Below are 14860 nucleotides of genomic sequence, written 5' to 3' on the forward strand. Positions count from 1 at the left end.
CCCTCCGCCGTGGCGGAGGGGGCCCGTCCCGTACCGGCGGCTACGCCGACGCGGCCCGTTCCGCCGCGCTCCGGCAGACGCAGAACTCGTTGCCCTCCGGGTCGGCCAGCACCACCCAGCCGGTGCCGTCCGGCCGGCGGCGGTCGGCGACCAGGGCGGCGCCGAGCCCGAGCAGCCGCTCGACCTCGGCGTCCCGGGTCCGGTCGGCCGGTTGCAGGTCGACATGGAACGCGCCCTTGCCGTGCCGTTCCCCGACCTGGACGAAGAGCAGGTCGGGGCCGTGGCCGCCGGGCGCGACCAGGACCGCCTCGGGGTCACCGGGGTGGTCGTCGTCGTGCAGCCGGCGGTCGAGCGCCCCCGCCCACCAGCTGGCCAGGGTGTACGGGTCGTCGGACTCGACGGTGACGCAGTGGATCAGCGCACTCACGGGTGCTTCCTCCTGATGTGGAGTGCGCCCCGCGGAGGTGGATTCTGTCAGCGGTGACCGGGGCGGGGCGCGGGACTGTTCATGGTGGACATCGACCGCACCCCCTTTCCGCGCGTCGGGCTGACGCGGCCGATCATGTCACCCCGCCGGCCTGTCACACAACGGCTTTCAGCTCAGCAGCCAGCCAATCAGGGCCAGGGTGGCCATCGACAGCGCGGTACTCACGATCACCGTCCCGCGGGCCACCGCCGTGCCGCTGTCGTACTCTCGGGCGAAGAGGTAGGTGTTCTGCGCGGTGGGCAGCGCGGCGCAGACCACCAGGGCCAGCAGCTGCGCCGCCCCGACCCCGGCGAGCAGCCCGGCCAGCCAGGCCACCAGCGGCTGGACGACCAGCTTCAGGCCGCTGAGCACGGCCACCTCGCCGCCCGCCCCGGTCGGCCGGGGCCCGCCGCCGCCGGTCAGCGACAGCCCGAGCGTCACCAGCGCCGTCGGCACCGCCGCGGCGCCGAGCAGGGCCAGCGGGCCGGCCACCGCGCCCGGCGGTTGCCAGCCCAGGCCGGCGCAGAGGGCGCCCAGGGCCGGCCCGGCGATCACCGGGTTGCGCAGCGGCAGGGTGAGCAGCCGGCCGGGTCGCAGCCGCCGCCCGGTGCCCCGGTCCAGCAGCACCAGCAGCACCGGCGTGATCACCAGGACCTGGAAGAGCAGCACCTCGGTGAGGAAGGCGGCGTCGCCCACCACCTGGAGGGCCACCGGGATGCCGAGGTTGGCGGAGTTGACGTAGCCGGCGGCCATCGCGCCGATGGTCGCCTCGCCGGTCGTCCGGCGCGCCCGGACGGCGAGCGCGAAGGCCACCGCCATGGTCGCGGCGGTGCCGGCCGCGAACGCGCCCAGCGCCCGGGCGTGGAACTCCAGCGGGGTCCGGGACAGCACGGTGAACAGCGCCGCCGGCATCGCCAGGTGGAAGACGAAGCCGCCGAGCACCCGTTCGGCGTCCTCGCCCAGCAGCCGGTACCGCCCGGTCAGCCAGCCCAGTCCGGTCAACGTCCAGATGGGTACGAAGGCGGCGAGCACCGCAGCAGCGTACGGGGGGCCGGGACGGGCCCGGCTCGGCCCCGAGGTCGGGACCGGGCCGGACGCCCCACGGGTCCGCGCTACGGGCCGACGAAGACCGCCTTGGCCCGCCAGTCGTTGCCATCCATGGCCGGACCGCTGCGCACCACGAACGCGCCGGTCGGCGCCCCGTTGGCCCAGTCGGTCGAGGAGAGTTCCCCGGTGCCGCGGTTGACCTTGTAGAGGGTGGTGCCGGAGACGAACAGCCCTCCGGCGTCGGCGAGGCCGCCCACCCCGGCGACGGTGAACTTGTCCGCGCCGACCACGCCGCTGTCCGGCGTGAACCAGCGCCAGTAGAGCCCACCCTGCCCGGCGAGGGTGTAGTAGAGCCGGCCGCTGGTGTAGAACGTCCCGCTCACGTTCGGGATCTCGGCGTAGAAGTCGCTGGTCACCCCGACGTACGTCTGGCCGGCCGGCCCGGAGTCGGTCTCCACCGCGTCCCAGTACGCGTCGTGGTACGGGTCGACCAGCGTCGGCGTGCCGAAGGTGGCGCCGTCGAAGGTACGCCGCCACAGCGCGCCGTTCATGCCGTAGAAGAGCGTGCCGCCCACCCAGAAGCCGCCCCGGGCGGTGGACCAGGCGCTGCCGTCCGGGTTGGCCACCGGGCTGGTCGCCCCGACCGTGGTCGCCCCGTCGTACGGGCGGACCTCCACCTCGTCGCCGGTGCCCGCCGGCGGCGGCCCGGTCTTGACGATCTCGATGCCGTCGACGAGCGGGTTCTCCACGACGTGCCCGAAGTCGATGTCGACCGAGCCGTCGCTGACGACGGTGAAGGAGCGCATGGTGCCGACGTTGTGCCCGACGGCGCCGGAGAGGTCCAGGTCGTCGAGGACGAGGCTGCCGTCCACAGAGATGTCGAACACCCGGGAGCCGGGGGCCGAGGTGCCGTCGTACCGGTTGGCCAGGTAGAGCCGGACCTGGATCTCGGTGCCGGCGGGCACCGGGAACTCCCAGCGCATCTCCGGGTCGCCCCCGGAGTCCCAGCGCTCGTCGCCGTAGAGCGTGGCCGGGGTGCCGGCCGGCACGGTGGCGTCGACGCCGCCCACCGGGCCGAAGCCGGCGGTGCTGCTGCCGGTGTTGTGGTACGGGCTCGGGTTGTCGGAGTCGTCGGCCGCCCAGTCCGGCCCGCTGTCCGTCGAGGCGACCAGCGGCCCGCCGGCGTTCACCCGGTAGAGCACGTTGGTCGGGGCCGGGACGCCGGCCCGGTAGACGTTGCCGGACAGGCTCGCCGTGTTGCTCGGGTGCGGGGCGGCCCCGCCGGTCAGCGGGAAGAACGCGATCCGCTCCCGCCGGTACTGGAAGTTGCCGATCCAGGAGGTGTCGGAGCCGACCCAGACGCCGCTCGGCGTCACCAGCATCTCCGACGCGCCGATGCCGCGCGGGTGCCGGCCCGGGTTCCAGGACAGCGGCAGGCCGCTGAGCGGGTCCAGCGCGGCGATGCTGGGCCGGCCCACCGCGCCGGCCTGGGCGGAGTCGCCCCCGAAGCTGTTGTTGAGCCAGCGGAAGTGGCCGCCGACGTAGACCGCCTGCTCGCTGATCCCCACCGACAGGAAGGTGTCCCCGCCGGAGTAGTCGACCCAGGTGGGCTGGAGTTCGGCACCGGTCGCGCCGGCCTCCCAGCGGGCGGCTGCGTCGCAGAGGGTGCCCCCGTTCGGGGCGCCGGTGGTCACCACCACGAAGTAGCTGCTGTCCGGGGCGTACGCGACGTCCCGCACGTACGTGTCGAAGGCCCACCAGGCGCAGCGCGGCGTGTACCGGCTGGTGTTCCAGTCGGCGACGGTGGCCGCGGTCGCGCCGAGGTCGAGCTTGACGATCTGGTCGTGCAGCACCCCGTCGGCCTTCTTGAAGTTGCCGATCACCACGAGTTGGGTGCCGTCCGGGGAGACGGCGAGCTTGTTCGCGCCGACGCCGGAGTTGGCGCCGCTGACCCCGTCGTAGTTGTGGTGCTCGGTCAGGGTGGCGGTCAGGTAGCTGTCCACCACGCCGGTGCTGGCGTTGAGCGAGGCGAGCCCGCCGCGCGGGTTGGGGTTGCCGGCGGTGGTGAAGATGCCGCCGACCAGCAGCCGGCCGCCGACCAGGGCGACGTCGTTGACCAGCCCGTTGAAGGCCGGCCCGGCGAAGCTGGTGACCACCGCGCCGGTGGCGACGTTGAGCAGGGCCACCTTGCGTCGGGTGACCCCGTTGACGGTGTTGAACTTGCCGGCGATGAAGACGGTGCCGGCGGTGGGCCCGGCGACCACCGCGTAGACCTCGTTGTCGACGGTCGGGGCGAAGGCGGTGTCCACCGTCCCGGTGGCCTTGTCGAAGGCGAGGACGTAGTTGCGGGGGATGTCCACATCGGTGTTGCGGTTCTGGACGCGGGTGAAGTCGCCCACCGCGATGATCTTCGTACCGGCGTCGTAGATGGCGTCGACGGTGCCGTCCATGATGTCCGGCGAGGCGGTGGAGGGGACCTCCTTCACCAGCGTGGTGTGGTCGGGCGCGGCAGTCGCCGGGCCGGCGGCGGTGAGGCCGGCGGCGGTGAGGGCGACCGCGGTGAGCGCCGCGAGGACCCGGCGGGTCAGGGCCGAGGGATGAGTCACTGGCAGCTCCGGTTGTGCATGCGCGGACAGGACCGGCGGACTCCCGGCGCGGCGGGGGGTGTGAGGCACCCGTCCGGCCGCCGGGGTACGGCCGGGTGAGGCAAGGCGCACTGCACACCCTGCGGCACCGGTCCACCCGCCGTCCAGCGCCCGCCGCGTTTTGTATCCGACCCTCGGACGCACCCGCCCGACCACCCTGGGTGGCCGGACGGGACAGTGGGCCCGCCCGCACGAAAAGGTGACCGTGGATGGTGGATCGGTGGGGACCGCCGCGCCGTCCGCCGCTCCCGGCGACGCCGAACGGAGGCCCGGTCAGTTCGGGCAGGGGGCGTCGGCCGACGGCAGGGTGACGGTGACCTCCAGACCCCCGCCCGGCTGGGCGAGCACCGTGACCGCTCCGCCGTGCGCGTCGCAGACCGCGCGGACGATGGAGAGCCCGAGGCCGGAGCCGCGCGCCCCGGTGCGCTCCTGGCCGCCGCGCCGGAACGGCTCGAACAGTCCCGGCACGTCGGCCTGGGCGACCTCGAAGCCGGTGTTCCCCACCACCAGCCAGGAGCGCTGCCCGTCCGTGCCGGTACGCACCCAGATCCGGCCGTGCAGGTGGTTGTAGCGGACCGCGTTCTCGATCAGGTTGCCGGCGAGCCGGTCGAGCAGCCCCGGGTCGCCGACCACCGGCGCCGGGAGCAGCGAGGTCTGCACCCGCAGGCCGATCCGTTCCATCTCGCGGGCGACCGCGGAGAGCGCGTTGGCGGTGCCGGCGGCGAGGTCGCACTCGGCGCGGCGGCCCAACCGGCGGCCGGTCTGGGCCTCGCTGCGGGCCAGCACCAGCAGGGCGTCGACCAGCCCGTTGGCCCGTTCCGAGGCGTCCCGGACCACGGTGGCCATCCGGCGGTACTCGGCGATGTCCGCCTCGTCGTCGCTGAGCGTCACGTCGATCTCGGTCCGCATCACCGCGAGCGGGGTACGCAGTTCGTGCGAGGCGTTCGCGACGAAGCGTTTCTGCGCCTCGAACGCGGCGGTGATCCGATCCAGCATCGCGTCGAACGTCTTGGCCAGCTCGGCCACCTCGTCGTCCGCCCCGGACCAGCCGATCCGCTGGTCGAGGGTGGCCTCGCCGAGCCGCTGGGCGGTCGCGGTGACCTGGTGCAGCGGGCGCAGCGCCCGGCCGGCCACCGCGTACGCCCCGGCGACCCCGACCACGCTGATCGCCAGCAGCGCCACCAGCCCCTTGACCAGCAGCTCCCACGACGCGGCGTCGACCAGTTCCCGCTGCCACTGCCCGGCGTCGAGGGTGCGGCCGTCGGCGAGCACCACCGTGGTCCCGGGCAGCAGCTCGTCGGTGGGGCGCAGCGCGTCACGGACGAGCAGCCAGGCGAGCAGCATCAGGATGGCCCCGGCGCCCACCAGCAGCACCCCGTTGAGCAGGGTGAGCCGCAGCCGCAACGTGGGACGCAGCCGCGACGCGCTCACGGGGCCACCTCGGAGGTGCGGTAGCCGGCGCCCACCACCGTCTCGATCAGCGGCGGGTCGCCGAGCTTCCTGCGCAGCGTCATCACGGTGACCCGGACGATCGTGGTGAACGGGTCGGTGTTCGCGTCCCAGACCCGCTCCAGCAGCTCCTCGCTGGAGACCACGGCGCCGCGGGCCTTGAGCAGCTCGGCGAGGACGCCGAACTCCTTGTTGGTCAGGTCGACCGGCTCGCCGCCCCGGGTGACCACCCGACGGGCCGGGTCGAGCACCAGGTCGGCGACCTCCAGCACCGGCGGGGCGGCCGGGGTGGCCCGCCGGCCGAGCGCCTGCACCCGGGCGACCAGCTCGTCGAAGGCGAACGGCTTGGGCAGGTAGTCGTCGGCCCCGAGCTGCAGTCCCTCGACCCTGTCGGCGACGGTGCCGCTGGCGGTGAGCATCAGCACCCGGGTCAGGGTGCCGGAGGCGGCCAGGTCGGCGCAGATCCGGTCGCCGTGCACGCCGGGCAGGTCCCGGTCGAGGACCACCACGTCGTACCGGGTGACGAAGGCGGCCTCGTGCCCGGCGCTGCCGTCGTAGGCGACGTCCACCGCCATGCCGCGCTTGCGCAGCCCCCGCGCGATCGCGTCGGCGAGGTTGCGCTCGTCCTCCACCACCAGTACCCGCATCCCGGCCTCCTCGCCTCGTGACCTCCCGACAACCTAGTGCCGGCCGCCAAACCAGCGTCCCTTGCCGTCGTTGCAGAAAACCGTCGGGTACGCGATGCTTCCCGGCACCCACCGACACGCGCCCGGAGGGGCGGCGGCCGGCGACGAGCGGACGGAGCTGCTGTGACCGGAACGCCTGGGCGGAACGTCGCGTACCGCGGCTTCCGCCTGCCGACCGACCTCGACCTGGGCATCGCCGAGGGCGTGGTCGCCGTCCCGGGCGGCCTGGCGATCGGCGCGCCGGTCGGGCAGCTCGACCACACCGACCCGCACACCGGCCGCACCGCCCGGTACGACCGGGCGACCTGGACCGCCCCGGTGGTGTGGACGGGCTTTCTGGTCGACGAGATCGTCCCGTCCTGGACCGGCGACACCCCGGAGGGCGGCTGGCTCCAGGTCGAGCTGCGCGGCTGGGACGAGGGCACGCCGTCGACCGACTGGTACGTGCTGGGCCGCTGGGCTGCCGACGACACCGCCATCCACCGCACCTCCGTCCCGGGCCAGACCCACGACGAGGCCTGGGCGACGGTCGACACGATGGGCGCGCTGCGCTCGGCGATCACCGGCTGGCAGGCACGGGTCACCCTGTTCCGCCGCACCGACGTCACGGCCGGCCCGGTGCTGCGTACCGTCGGGGCGGTGGCCCCGGCCGAGGACGTGGACCCGCCCGACCCGCCGGCCGCCACCGCGGCGGCCGGCGCCGCCCGGGGGCGGGTGCTCGACGTGCCCCGGTACGCGCAGCGGCTGCACGGCGGCGGGGAGACCCGCTGGGGCGGCGGCGGGGACTCCTGGTGCAGCCCCACCTGCGTGTCGATGGTGCTGGACTTCTGGGGCGCCGGCCCGGCCCCGGACCGGTACGCCTGGGTGACCCCGCCCGGCCCCCGCCCGGTCGTGGTGCACGCCGCCCGGGGATGCTACGACCACGCCTACGCCGGCGCGGGGAACTGGTCGTTCAACACCGCGTACGCGGGGCTGTACGGGGTGGACGCCCTCGTCACCCGGCTGCGGTCGCTGGCCGAGGCGGAGGAGTTCGTCGCCGCCGGCATTCCGCTGGTCGTGTCGGCCGCCTTCCGCGCCGGGGAGGTGCCCGGGCTGGACTACGACACCCGGGGACACCTGATGGTGCTGGTCGGCTTCACCGCCGACGGCGACCCGGTGCTCAACGACCCGTACGCCTCCGACGACGACGGGGTCCGCAGGACCGTGGACCGGGACCGGTTCCAGGCCGCCTGGCTGGGCGGCAGCGGCGGCCTGGCGTACGTGATCCGGCCGGCCTCGGTGCCGCTGCCGCCCGCCCCCGCGCAGGCCAACTGGTAAGCCGCTGATCAGCGGCGGTCCGGCCAGACGACCAGACCGCCGGAGGGCCGCAGGCAGACCAGGGCGGCGGCCGCGGCGGCGCAGTCGTCCCATGAGCCCGGCAGCACGGCCCGGACCCGGGCCTGCCCGGCCGGGACGTCCAGGTCGGCGACCAGGGTCCGGTCCCCGCCGAGCCGGCGGAGCCCGAGCAGCACGGACTCGTACCGGTCCCCGCCGCCCAGCCGCCAGCGGCCCAGCCGGGCGAGGATGCCGCCGGTACGCGGGTCGACCACCGACAGGTCCATCTCCAGGCCGACGGCCGCGGCGCTGGCGAGGAGCCGGCCGTCGACCGGGCCGATCCCCAGCCAGCGGTCGTCCGTCCAGAGAACACGCCCGGTGACCGGGTCGACAGCCTGCACCCCGGGGCCCTGCTCGCGGAGGCAGACCACCCCGGCGCAGTCGGCGAACCAGGCCGTGGCCGACGGGCCGACCGGCATGCTCCACCGCCGGTCCAGCCGGTCCAGGCCGTACGCGGTGACGGTGCCCGGCGCCCCGTCGACCAGCAGCAGGCCGCCGACGACCTGGGTGATCCGGTACGACACCCCGTCGGCGGCCGGCGGCACCCGCCCGGCGCGCAGCAGCGCCCCCGAGCCGGCGTCGTGGACCTCCACCCGGCCGGCGGCGGTGACCAGTACCACCCGCGTCACGCCCCGGTCGCCGACCTCGTACGCGAGCCCGTTGCCGGGCATTGGCAACGCCCACCGGGACCGGCCCGACACCGGGTCGACCGACCGGACGGTGCCCGTCCCGTCCGCCCGGGGCGTCTCGAAGAGCAGGCCGTCGGACTCCGTCCGGACCGGGTAGCCGGGCTGCCGCCAGCGCACCGCACCGGTGTCCGGGTCCAGCGCGGTGGAGGCGGGGTCGCCGGCCCCGGCGGGGCTGCTGATCACCAGCGGCGTGCCGGCCACCGTGGTGAGGCCGAGCGCGTGGTCGCCGGTGGGGAGGACGAACCGCCACAGCGGCTCCCCGCCGGGCAGCCGGTGCCCGGTCACCAGCCGACCCGCCCGGCCCACCGCGCCCGGCCCGTCGGCGACCACCAGCCGGTCGGCGAGCACCAGGAAGCCGGCGCCCTGCGGGGCGGGCACCGTCACGGACGGCCGCCGCCCGGGGACCGCCGCCGAACCGGTCAGGCTGAGCAGCGCGGCGCAGAGCAGCGCCGCGAGACGTACCGACCGGGAGGGGGGCCGGCGCGGGTCGGGCGGCGGCTCGACCTCGTCGCCGTGCCGCAGCTCGCCCAGCTCGATCACCGGGCTCACGGCAGCCGCCACAGCCCGAACCCGCCGTCGGCCCGCCAACGGACGAGCAGGCCCGCGCCGACCCGGCAGTCGCCGAGCAGGCCGGGCAGCGGCGGTCCGGGCACCTGGTCGTCGCGGAGTTCGCCCAGATCGATGACGGCCACGGCCACCCCTCCCCGTCCCCGCCCGGCAGCCGGTCGGCACCGCCGGGCCGACCCGGCCCGGCCGGGGCCACGCCGCGCCGCCTGTACGATGGCCCGTCGTGGCCGTGCCGGTGGTAGACCCCTCGCTGAACTCCGCGTCCGTCGCGGTCGAGCCCGCCGTGGCCGACCCGCCGCGCCGGCCCCGACGTCGACCGGCCCGCGCCGACGTGCTGGCCATCGGAGCCTATGCGCTGCTCGGCGTTTTCGTCTGCCTCAACTACTGGGGGGACGTCCAGCACCGGGTGTCGTCGCACCTGCCGACCGACCACAGCTGGTTCGAGTGGCTCTTCGCGCACGGCGCCTACTCGCTACGGCACCTGGAGAATCCGCTCTTCACCGCCCGGCAGAACGCCCCCGACGGGGTGAACATGATGGCGAACACCTCGCTGCTCGGGGTCACCCTGCCGCTGGCGCCGCTCACCCTGCTCCTCGGCCCCCAGGTGATGTACGCGCTCTACCTGGGCGGGGCGCTCGCCGCGACGGCCGGCACGTCGTACTGGATGCTCTCCCGGCACCTGGTCCGCTCCCGCGGCGCGGCCTTCGTCGGCGGCGCGTTCCTCGGCTTCGCGCCCGGCGTCGTGCACCACGCCAACGGGCAGCCGAACTTCGTCTCCAACTTCCTCCTCCCGCTGATCGTGGTGCGGATGCTGCGCCTCGGCGAGCCGGGCCGGTGGTGGCGCAATGGGATCGCGCTCGGTGTGCTGGTCGCGTACCAGATCTTCATCAACGAGGAGATGCTGCTGCTCACCGCGCTGGCCTGCCTCGTGGTGGTGGCCGCCTACGTGGTGCAGCGGCCGCGCGCGGCGGGGGCGAAGGCCGGCGCCTTCCTCGCCGCCGGGAGCGTCGGCGGCGGGCTCACCCTGCTGCTGACCGCGTACCCGATCTGGTTCCAGTTCAACGGCCCGCAGTCCTACCGGGGCCTGCAGGGCGGCGTCTTCCACAGCTGGGGCGAGGACCTCGCCGCGTTCGTCACCTTCGCCCGGGACACCGTGGCGGGCGACGAGGCGGTGGAGAAGACCATCGGGCTGACCGAGCAGAACACCTGGTTCGGCTGGCCGCTGGTGCTGGTCGCGCTGGTCGCCCTGGTGCTGCTGGTCCGCCGGTCGTTCGCCGCCCGGATCCTCGCCGTGCTGGTGGTGCTCTTCACCGTCGCCGCGATCGGCCCGAAGGTGCGGTTCGACGGGGTGGAGACCGCGATCGACGGGCCCTGGGCGTACATCCCGGACGACCTGCCGCTGGTCGAGATGATGATGCCGACCCGGCTGACGCTGGTGGTCGCGGGCGCGATCGGTGTCCTGCTGGCGCTGGCCTGGGACGCCCTCGCCGGCGGCGGCCCTCCGCCGGTGCCGGCCCCACGCCGCGCCGCCGACGCCGGGGCCCGGGGGGCCACCGCCGGGCCCGCACCGGCCACCCGGCCGCGTCGCCGGTGGCTGCGCCCGATCGGGTACGCCGCGATCACGCTCGCGCTGCTGCCGCTCATCCCCCGGCCACTGCCCGCCCAGCACGTCGACCCGCCGCCGCACTTCATCACGGCGGGCGGCTGGCGCCCGTACGTCCCGGCCGGCCGGACGCTGGTGCCGGTGCCCGTCCCGAGCAACGTGCACGGCCTGCCGACGCTGCGCTGGAGCGCCCTGACCGGGCAGGAGTTCCCGATTCCCGGCGGCTATTTCATCGGCCCGAACGAGCAGGGCGAGGGTGTCTTCGGCGCCCCGAACCGGCCGACCAGCACCCTGATCTACGCCAGCATGGACGCCGACCGGGTGCCGCCGCTCACCGCCGAGAACCGTCGCCAGGCGGTCGAGGACCTGCGCTTCTGGAAGGCCTCGGTGGTGGTGCTCGGCGCGAACCCACGCGAGCGGGTCCTGCGCGAGCTGATGACCGCCCTGCTCGGCCCGCCCCAGCGGGTCGACGACGTCTGGCTCTGGGACGTCCGCGGCCTGGTGTGAGCCGGGGTTTCCCGCCTGACAGCCGGCCGGCAGGGCAGGGGCCGACCCGTCGCTTCGGGTCAGCCGACCAGCGGGCGGACGTCCCAGATGTGGGCGCCGACCACGTCCCGGCCGGGGCCGATGAGGGCGTCCAGCGTCACGCGGACCGGGTCGGCGGGCGACGAACCGGCCTGCACCAGGACGGCGGCCCGCCAGTGGCGCAGGTCCTCGACCGCCTGGCGGCGGTCCGCGTCGCCCACCGGCGGCACCTGGCCGCTCTCCGCGGCCCGGCGCAGCAGCAGCGACGTCGGGGTGTCCGGCGCGCCCCAGTGCGCGGTCGGGTCGGCCGCGCTCGCCGGGCCGATGAAGTAGCCGCCCGGCGCGGTGAAGGCCAGCCCGGTCCGGGCCGACCAGAACATGGCCGGGCTGACTGCCGCCCCGGTAACCGGGGGCACCGGCACCAGGGTCCGCCCCGCCGGCACATACGCCCGCCATCCGCCGTCGGCCACGAACGCCGGCACCGGCCCGACGGGCACCGTACGGATCGGCGTCGGGGTGAGCGGCAGCAGCGCGGCGGCCACCGCCCCGGTCCAGAGCAGCCGCCGCGCCCGCCCGACCCGGTGGTCGTACGCCCGGTCCAGGGCGAGGGCGAGCAGCACCCCCAGCACCGGCACGCAGACCAGCGCGAACCGGGCGGGTACCACCAGGTCGAGCAGCGGCAGGCCGCTGACCAGCCGGTACGGCCCGGGCAGCCCGGTGTCGTGGTGGTTGACCCGGATGTCGGTGCCGAGGGAGAGCAGGGCGAAGAGCAGGCCGCAGCCGGCCAGCGCGCGGACCAGGGGCCGCCGCCACAGCCGGACCACCACCAGCGCGGCGAGCAGCGGCAGACCTGGCCCGAAGAAGGAGTTCTCCTCGGTGGCGTTCGGCGACAGCAGCCCCGCCGCGTGGGCGTCCCCGGTGACGGTCTGCCGGGCGGCGGCGGTGAACGAGGCCGCGTCGAGTCGGTAGCCCTGCGCGAAGAAGGGCATCCCGGCGTAGTTGCCGGGACCGTGGAACTGCAACCACAGCGGGTACGCCAGCAGCACCCCCGCCACCAGCGCGCCGACGCCGAGCCGGCCGAGCAGCGCGGGCGCCCGCCGCCACGCGTCCCCCGGGTCGGCCAGCGCGTACGCCCCGGCGAGGACCCCGGCGGCGAGGGCGACGAAGACCAGCACCTCCTCGCCGAGGAAGACCTGGTACGCCACCGCCAGCCCGAGCAGCACCCCGTCCCGCCGCACCCGGTCGGCGGCGGGCCGGAACACCAGCCCGAGGATCACCGGGACCAGGAACTGGGCGGCCATGTGCAGGTGCGCGCCGGCCTGCGAGATCATCCCCGGCGCGAAGCCGCAGAAGAGCCCGCCCACCGCCGCCGCGGTCCGGGAGCGGACCAGCCGGCGGGCCAGCAGGGCGTACCAGGCGGTGGCGGTGCCGGCCAGGCAGCAGGCCACGGCCACCAGGAAGGCCGCCTGGGAGCCGAACAGCAACGTCACCGGGGCCAGCGGCACGCCCAGCCCGAGCACCGAGGTGTTGGCCATCAGGTTGACCCCGTCCGGGGCGTTCAGGGCGGTGCTGTGCAGCGGATTGTCCGCGCCGGCCACCGCCCGCGCCGCCCGAGCCAGCATCCATTCGAAGAGCATCTGGTCGCCGGCCTGGTGGAAGAGGCGGCCCGGGCGGCCCCACTGTCCGCCGGTGAGCAGCACGGCCAGCGCGAGATAGCCGGCGACCACCAGCACGTCCACGCGGCGCGGCCACCGGCGGCGGGGCGGGTCGGCCGGGGCGGGCGCGGCCGGCGGGGCGGCGGTCAGGCCGACCGGCCGGTCAGTGTCCGGACGTCCCACAACCACACGTCCATTTCCTGCCGGCCGGGGCCGACCAACTGCTCGACGGTACGCCGCAGCGGCTCGGCGTTCTGCTGGTCCAGCGGCAGCACCACGACGGCGGCCCGCCAGTGCCGCAGCTCGTCCAGGCAGCGCCGGCGCTGCCGGTCGTCCAGCTTAGGGGTACGGCCGGTGGTGGCCACCTCCTCGAGCAGGTCGCCGATGCCGCTCGGCCGCCCGCCGAACCGGCCCGGGTCGCCGGTCACGCCGTTGCGCGGAGCGAGGAAGTAACCACCGGGGATCTTGAAGTCCAGGTTGGTGCTGGCGGCCCAGCGCATCGCCTGGGTGTTGCCCATGCTCGGCACGGGCACCGACACCAGGGTCTGGTCCGGGCCGACGTACTCGCGCCAGCGGTCGGCGGTGATGAACCGCGGCACCGCCGGGCGGGTGGTGACCTGCAGCGGCATCGGCGCGATCGGCAGCAGCGCGAGGACCAGGCCGGCGACGGTGAGCGTCCGCACGGTCCGCCGCTCGACCGTCCGCAGCGACCAGGCCCGCTCGACCGCCAGCGCCAGCAGCACCCCGATCACCACGCCGGTGATCAGGCCGAACCGGGTGGGCACCACCGCGTCGAGCAGCGGCAACCGGACCAGCAGCTCCCACGGGCCGGTGGCGAGGTCCCGGTCCCACCAGGACACCCGCTCGCCGAGGGAGAGCACCGCGAAGATCAGCCCGGTCACCGCGAGCGCCCGGACCACCACCTCGCGCCGCAGCCAGAACACGATGCCGACGGCCAGCAGCGACAGGCTCCAGCCGAAGAAGGCGTTCTCCTCGGAGTAGTTCGGGGCCAGGTTGACGTTGGCCCGCTCGTTGCCGCCCAGGGTGGGCGAGCCGGGGGCGAAGAAGGCGGCGATGTCGTTGCCGTAGTCGCGGACCGTGTCGCTGAGCCCGTGGTACGCCATCGGCCCGGCGAACTGCACCCAGAGCGGGTACGCCAGCAACACCCCGGCCAGCACCGCGCAGACCGCGAGCCCGGTGGCGAGCGGGCGCCACGCGGCCGGCCAGCGGTCGCGCCGCTGGGCGAGCACGGCGAGCAGGAAGGCGCCGCAGGCCAGCGCGGTGAAGAGCAGGATCTCCTCGTTGATGAACGCCTGCCCGGTGACCAGCAGGGCGAGCAGCGCGCCGTCGCGGACCGGGCGGGTGGCCCGGGTCAGCACCAGCACCCGCCAGACGATGAACGGCAGCAGGAACTGGGAGATGATGTTGGGGTGCCAGTTGGCGTGCGAGAGCATCGCCGGTGAGAACCCGCAGAACCAGCCGCCCACCGCGGCGGCCAGCCGGTTCCGCACCACGTGCCGGGAGAGCACGTGGTACCAGGCGGCGGCGGTGCCGGCGAGGCCGAGTGTCACCAGCGTCACGAAGGAGACGGCCGGTCCGAAGAGGAGGGTCACCGGCACCATCGGGATGCCGAGCGCGAGGATGGCGGTGTTCGCCATCAGGTTGACCCCGTCGGGATAGTTGAACTGGTCGGTGTAGAACGGGAACTCGCCGTGCAGCACCACCCGGACCGAGTGGGCGAGGAAGAACTGCACCTGCGCCGGGTCGCTGCTGTAGAGCGAGGCGACCCGACCGGCGGGGTCGACCCAGATCCGGCTGGTCACCCAGACCGCGACGAGCAGGAAGACGCCGTGCACCGCGAGGTCCTGCCGGCGGGGGGTCCACCGCCGGCCCCGGAGCAGCGCGGCCACCCGCCCTCCGGCGCCCGGCCACGCCGGAGTGTCCGGCGTCACAGCGACCTCGGAGCCGGCGCGGGCGCCGGGTCGGGACTCGACGCGGGGCTCGGCAGAGGTCACAGTCGGCGGAGTCTACCGGAGCCGGAAAGCGGCACGAAACGCACCACGTCGTCCCTTGTGGCCGTGGGCCAGCGGGCCGGGCGACCGGACATCTCGTACCATGTGGCTTCGAAAACACGACCGGCGACGCGATCGGGGG

11 protein-coding genes are annotated in these 14860 nt (G+C 75.1%); 2 read left to right on the forward strand and 9 right to left on the reverse strand.

The features are described 5' to 3' along the window. Window positions 1-40: 40 nt before the first annotated feature. From SLP03_RS13975 to SLP03_RS13995, 5 genes are all read right to left on the reverse strand, one after another. A complete protein-coding gene (locus SLP03_RS13975) occupies window positions 41-427 on the reverse strand; it encodes a VOC family protein (protein ID WP_319461015.1) in 387 nt (128 codons plus the stop codon). A gap of 168 nt (window positions 428-595) precedes the next feature. Next, entirely contained in the window at window positions 596-1498 is a 903-nt protein-coding gene (locus SLP03_RS13980; RefSeq protein WP_319461016.1) for an AEC family transporter, read from the reverse strand. An 80-nt stretch (window positions 1499-1578) separates the two neighbouring features. Next, a complete protein-coding gene (locus SLP03_RS13985; protein WP_319461017.1) occupies window positions 1579-4119 on the reverse strand; it encodes a malectin domain-containing carbohydrate-binding protein in 2541 nt (846 codons plus the stop codon). 312 nt (window positions 4120-4431) lie between these two features. Next, window positions 4432-5589: a HAMP domain-containing sensor histidine kinase gene (locus tag SLP03_RS13990; RefSeq protein ID WP_319461018.1), complete on the reverse strand. Its 1158-nt coding sequence runs from the start codon at window positions 5587-5589 to the stop codon at window positions 4432-4434. Beyond that, window positions 5586-6254 (reverse strand): response regulator transcription factor, encoded by a 669-nt coding sequence (locus tag SLP03_RS13995; RefSeq protein ID WP_319461019.1) that lies wholly within the window; start codon window positions 6252-6254, stop codon window positions 5586-5588. Before SLP03_RS13995 ends, SLP03_RS13990 begins: the two co-directional genes overlap by 4 nt. A gap of 162 nt (window positions 6255-6416) precedes the next feature. Between SLP03_RS13995 and SLP03_RS14000 the strand changes: the two genes are divergently transcribed. Then, the gene (locus SLP03_RS14000) at window positions 6417-7610 is read left to right on the forward strand and encodes a peptidase C39 family protein (RefSeq protein ID WP_319461020.1); all 1194 of its coding nucleotides are present in this window, start codon (window positions 6417-6419) and stop codon (window positions 7608-7610) included. Window positions 7611-7618: 8 nt separating this feature from the next. Here the strand turns inward: SLP03_RS14000 and SLP03_RS14005 are convergent, their stop codons facing one another. Together SLP03_RS14005 and SLP03_RS14010 are read right to left on the reverse strand one after the other, a co-directional pair. After that, the gene (locus tag SLP03_RS14005) at window positions 7619-8905 is read right to left on the reverse strand and encodes a PQQ-binding-like beta-propeller repeat protein (RefSeq protein WP_319461021.1); all 1287 of its coding nucleotides are present in this window, start codon (window positions 8903-8905) and stop codon (window positions 7619-7621) included. After that, the gene (locus SLP03_RS14010; protein ID WP_319461022.1) at window positions 8902-9048 is read right to left on the reverse strand and encodes a hypothetical protein; all 147 of its coding nucleotides are present in this window, start codon (window positions 9046-9048) and stop codon (window positions 8902-8904) included. Before SLP03_RS14010 ends, SLP03_RS14005 begins: the two co-directional genes overlap by 4 nt. Window positions 9049-9173: 125 nt before the next feature. On the opposite strand from SLP03_RS14010, the gene SLP03_RS14015 reads away from it, so the two are divergent. Beyond that, window positions 9174-11033 (forward strand): hypothetical protein, encoded by a 1860-nt coding sequence (locus SLP03_RS14015; protein WP_319461049.1) that lies wholly within the window; start codon window positions 9174-9176, stop codon window positions 11031-11033. Window positions 11034-11092: 59 nt separating this feature from the next. On the opposite strand, the gene SLP03_RS14020 is transcribed toward SLP03_RS14015, so the two are convergent. Beyond that, on the reverse strand, window positions 11093-12889 hold the full coding sequence (locus SLP03_RS14020) for a hypothetical protein (protein WP_319461023.1): 1797 nt from the start codon (window positions 12887-12889) through the stop codon (window positions 11093-11095). Continuing rightward, window positions 12853-14721: a hypothetical protein gene (locus tag SLP03_RS14025; protein WP_413644521.1), complete on the reverse strand. Its 1869-nt coding sequence runs from the start codon at window positions 14719-14721 to the stop codon at window positions 12853-12855. The genes SLP03_RS14020 and SLP03_RS14025 overlap by 37 nt, the downstream gene beginning before the upstream one ends. Between the last annotated feature and the right edge of the window lie 139 nt (window positions 14722-14860).

Source organism: Micromonospora sp. RTP1Z1, assembly GCF_033804685.1.
In the GTDB taxonomy this organism is placed as follows: Bacteria; Actinomycetota; Actinomycetes; order Mycobacteriales; family Micromonosporaceae; genus Micromonospora.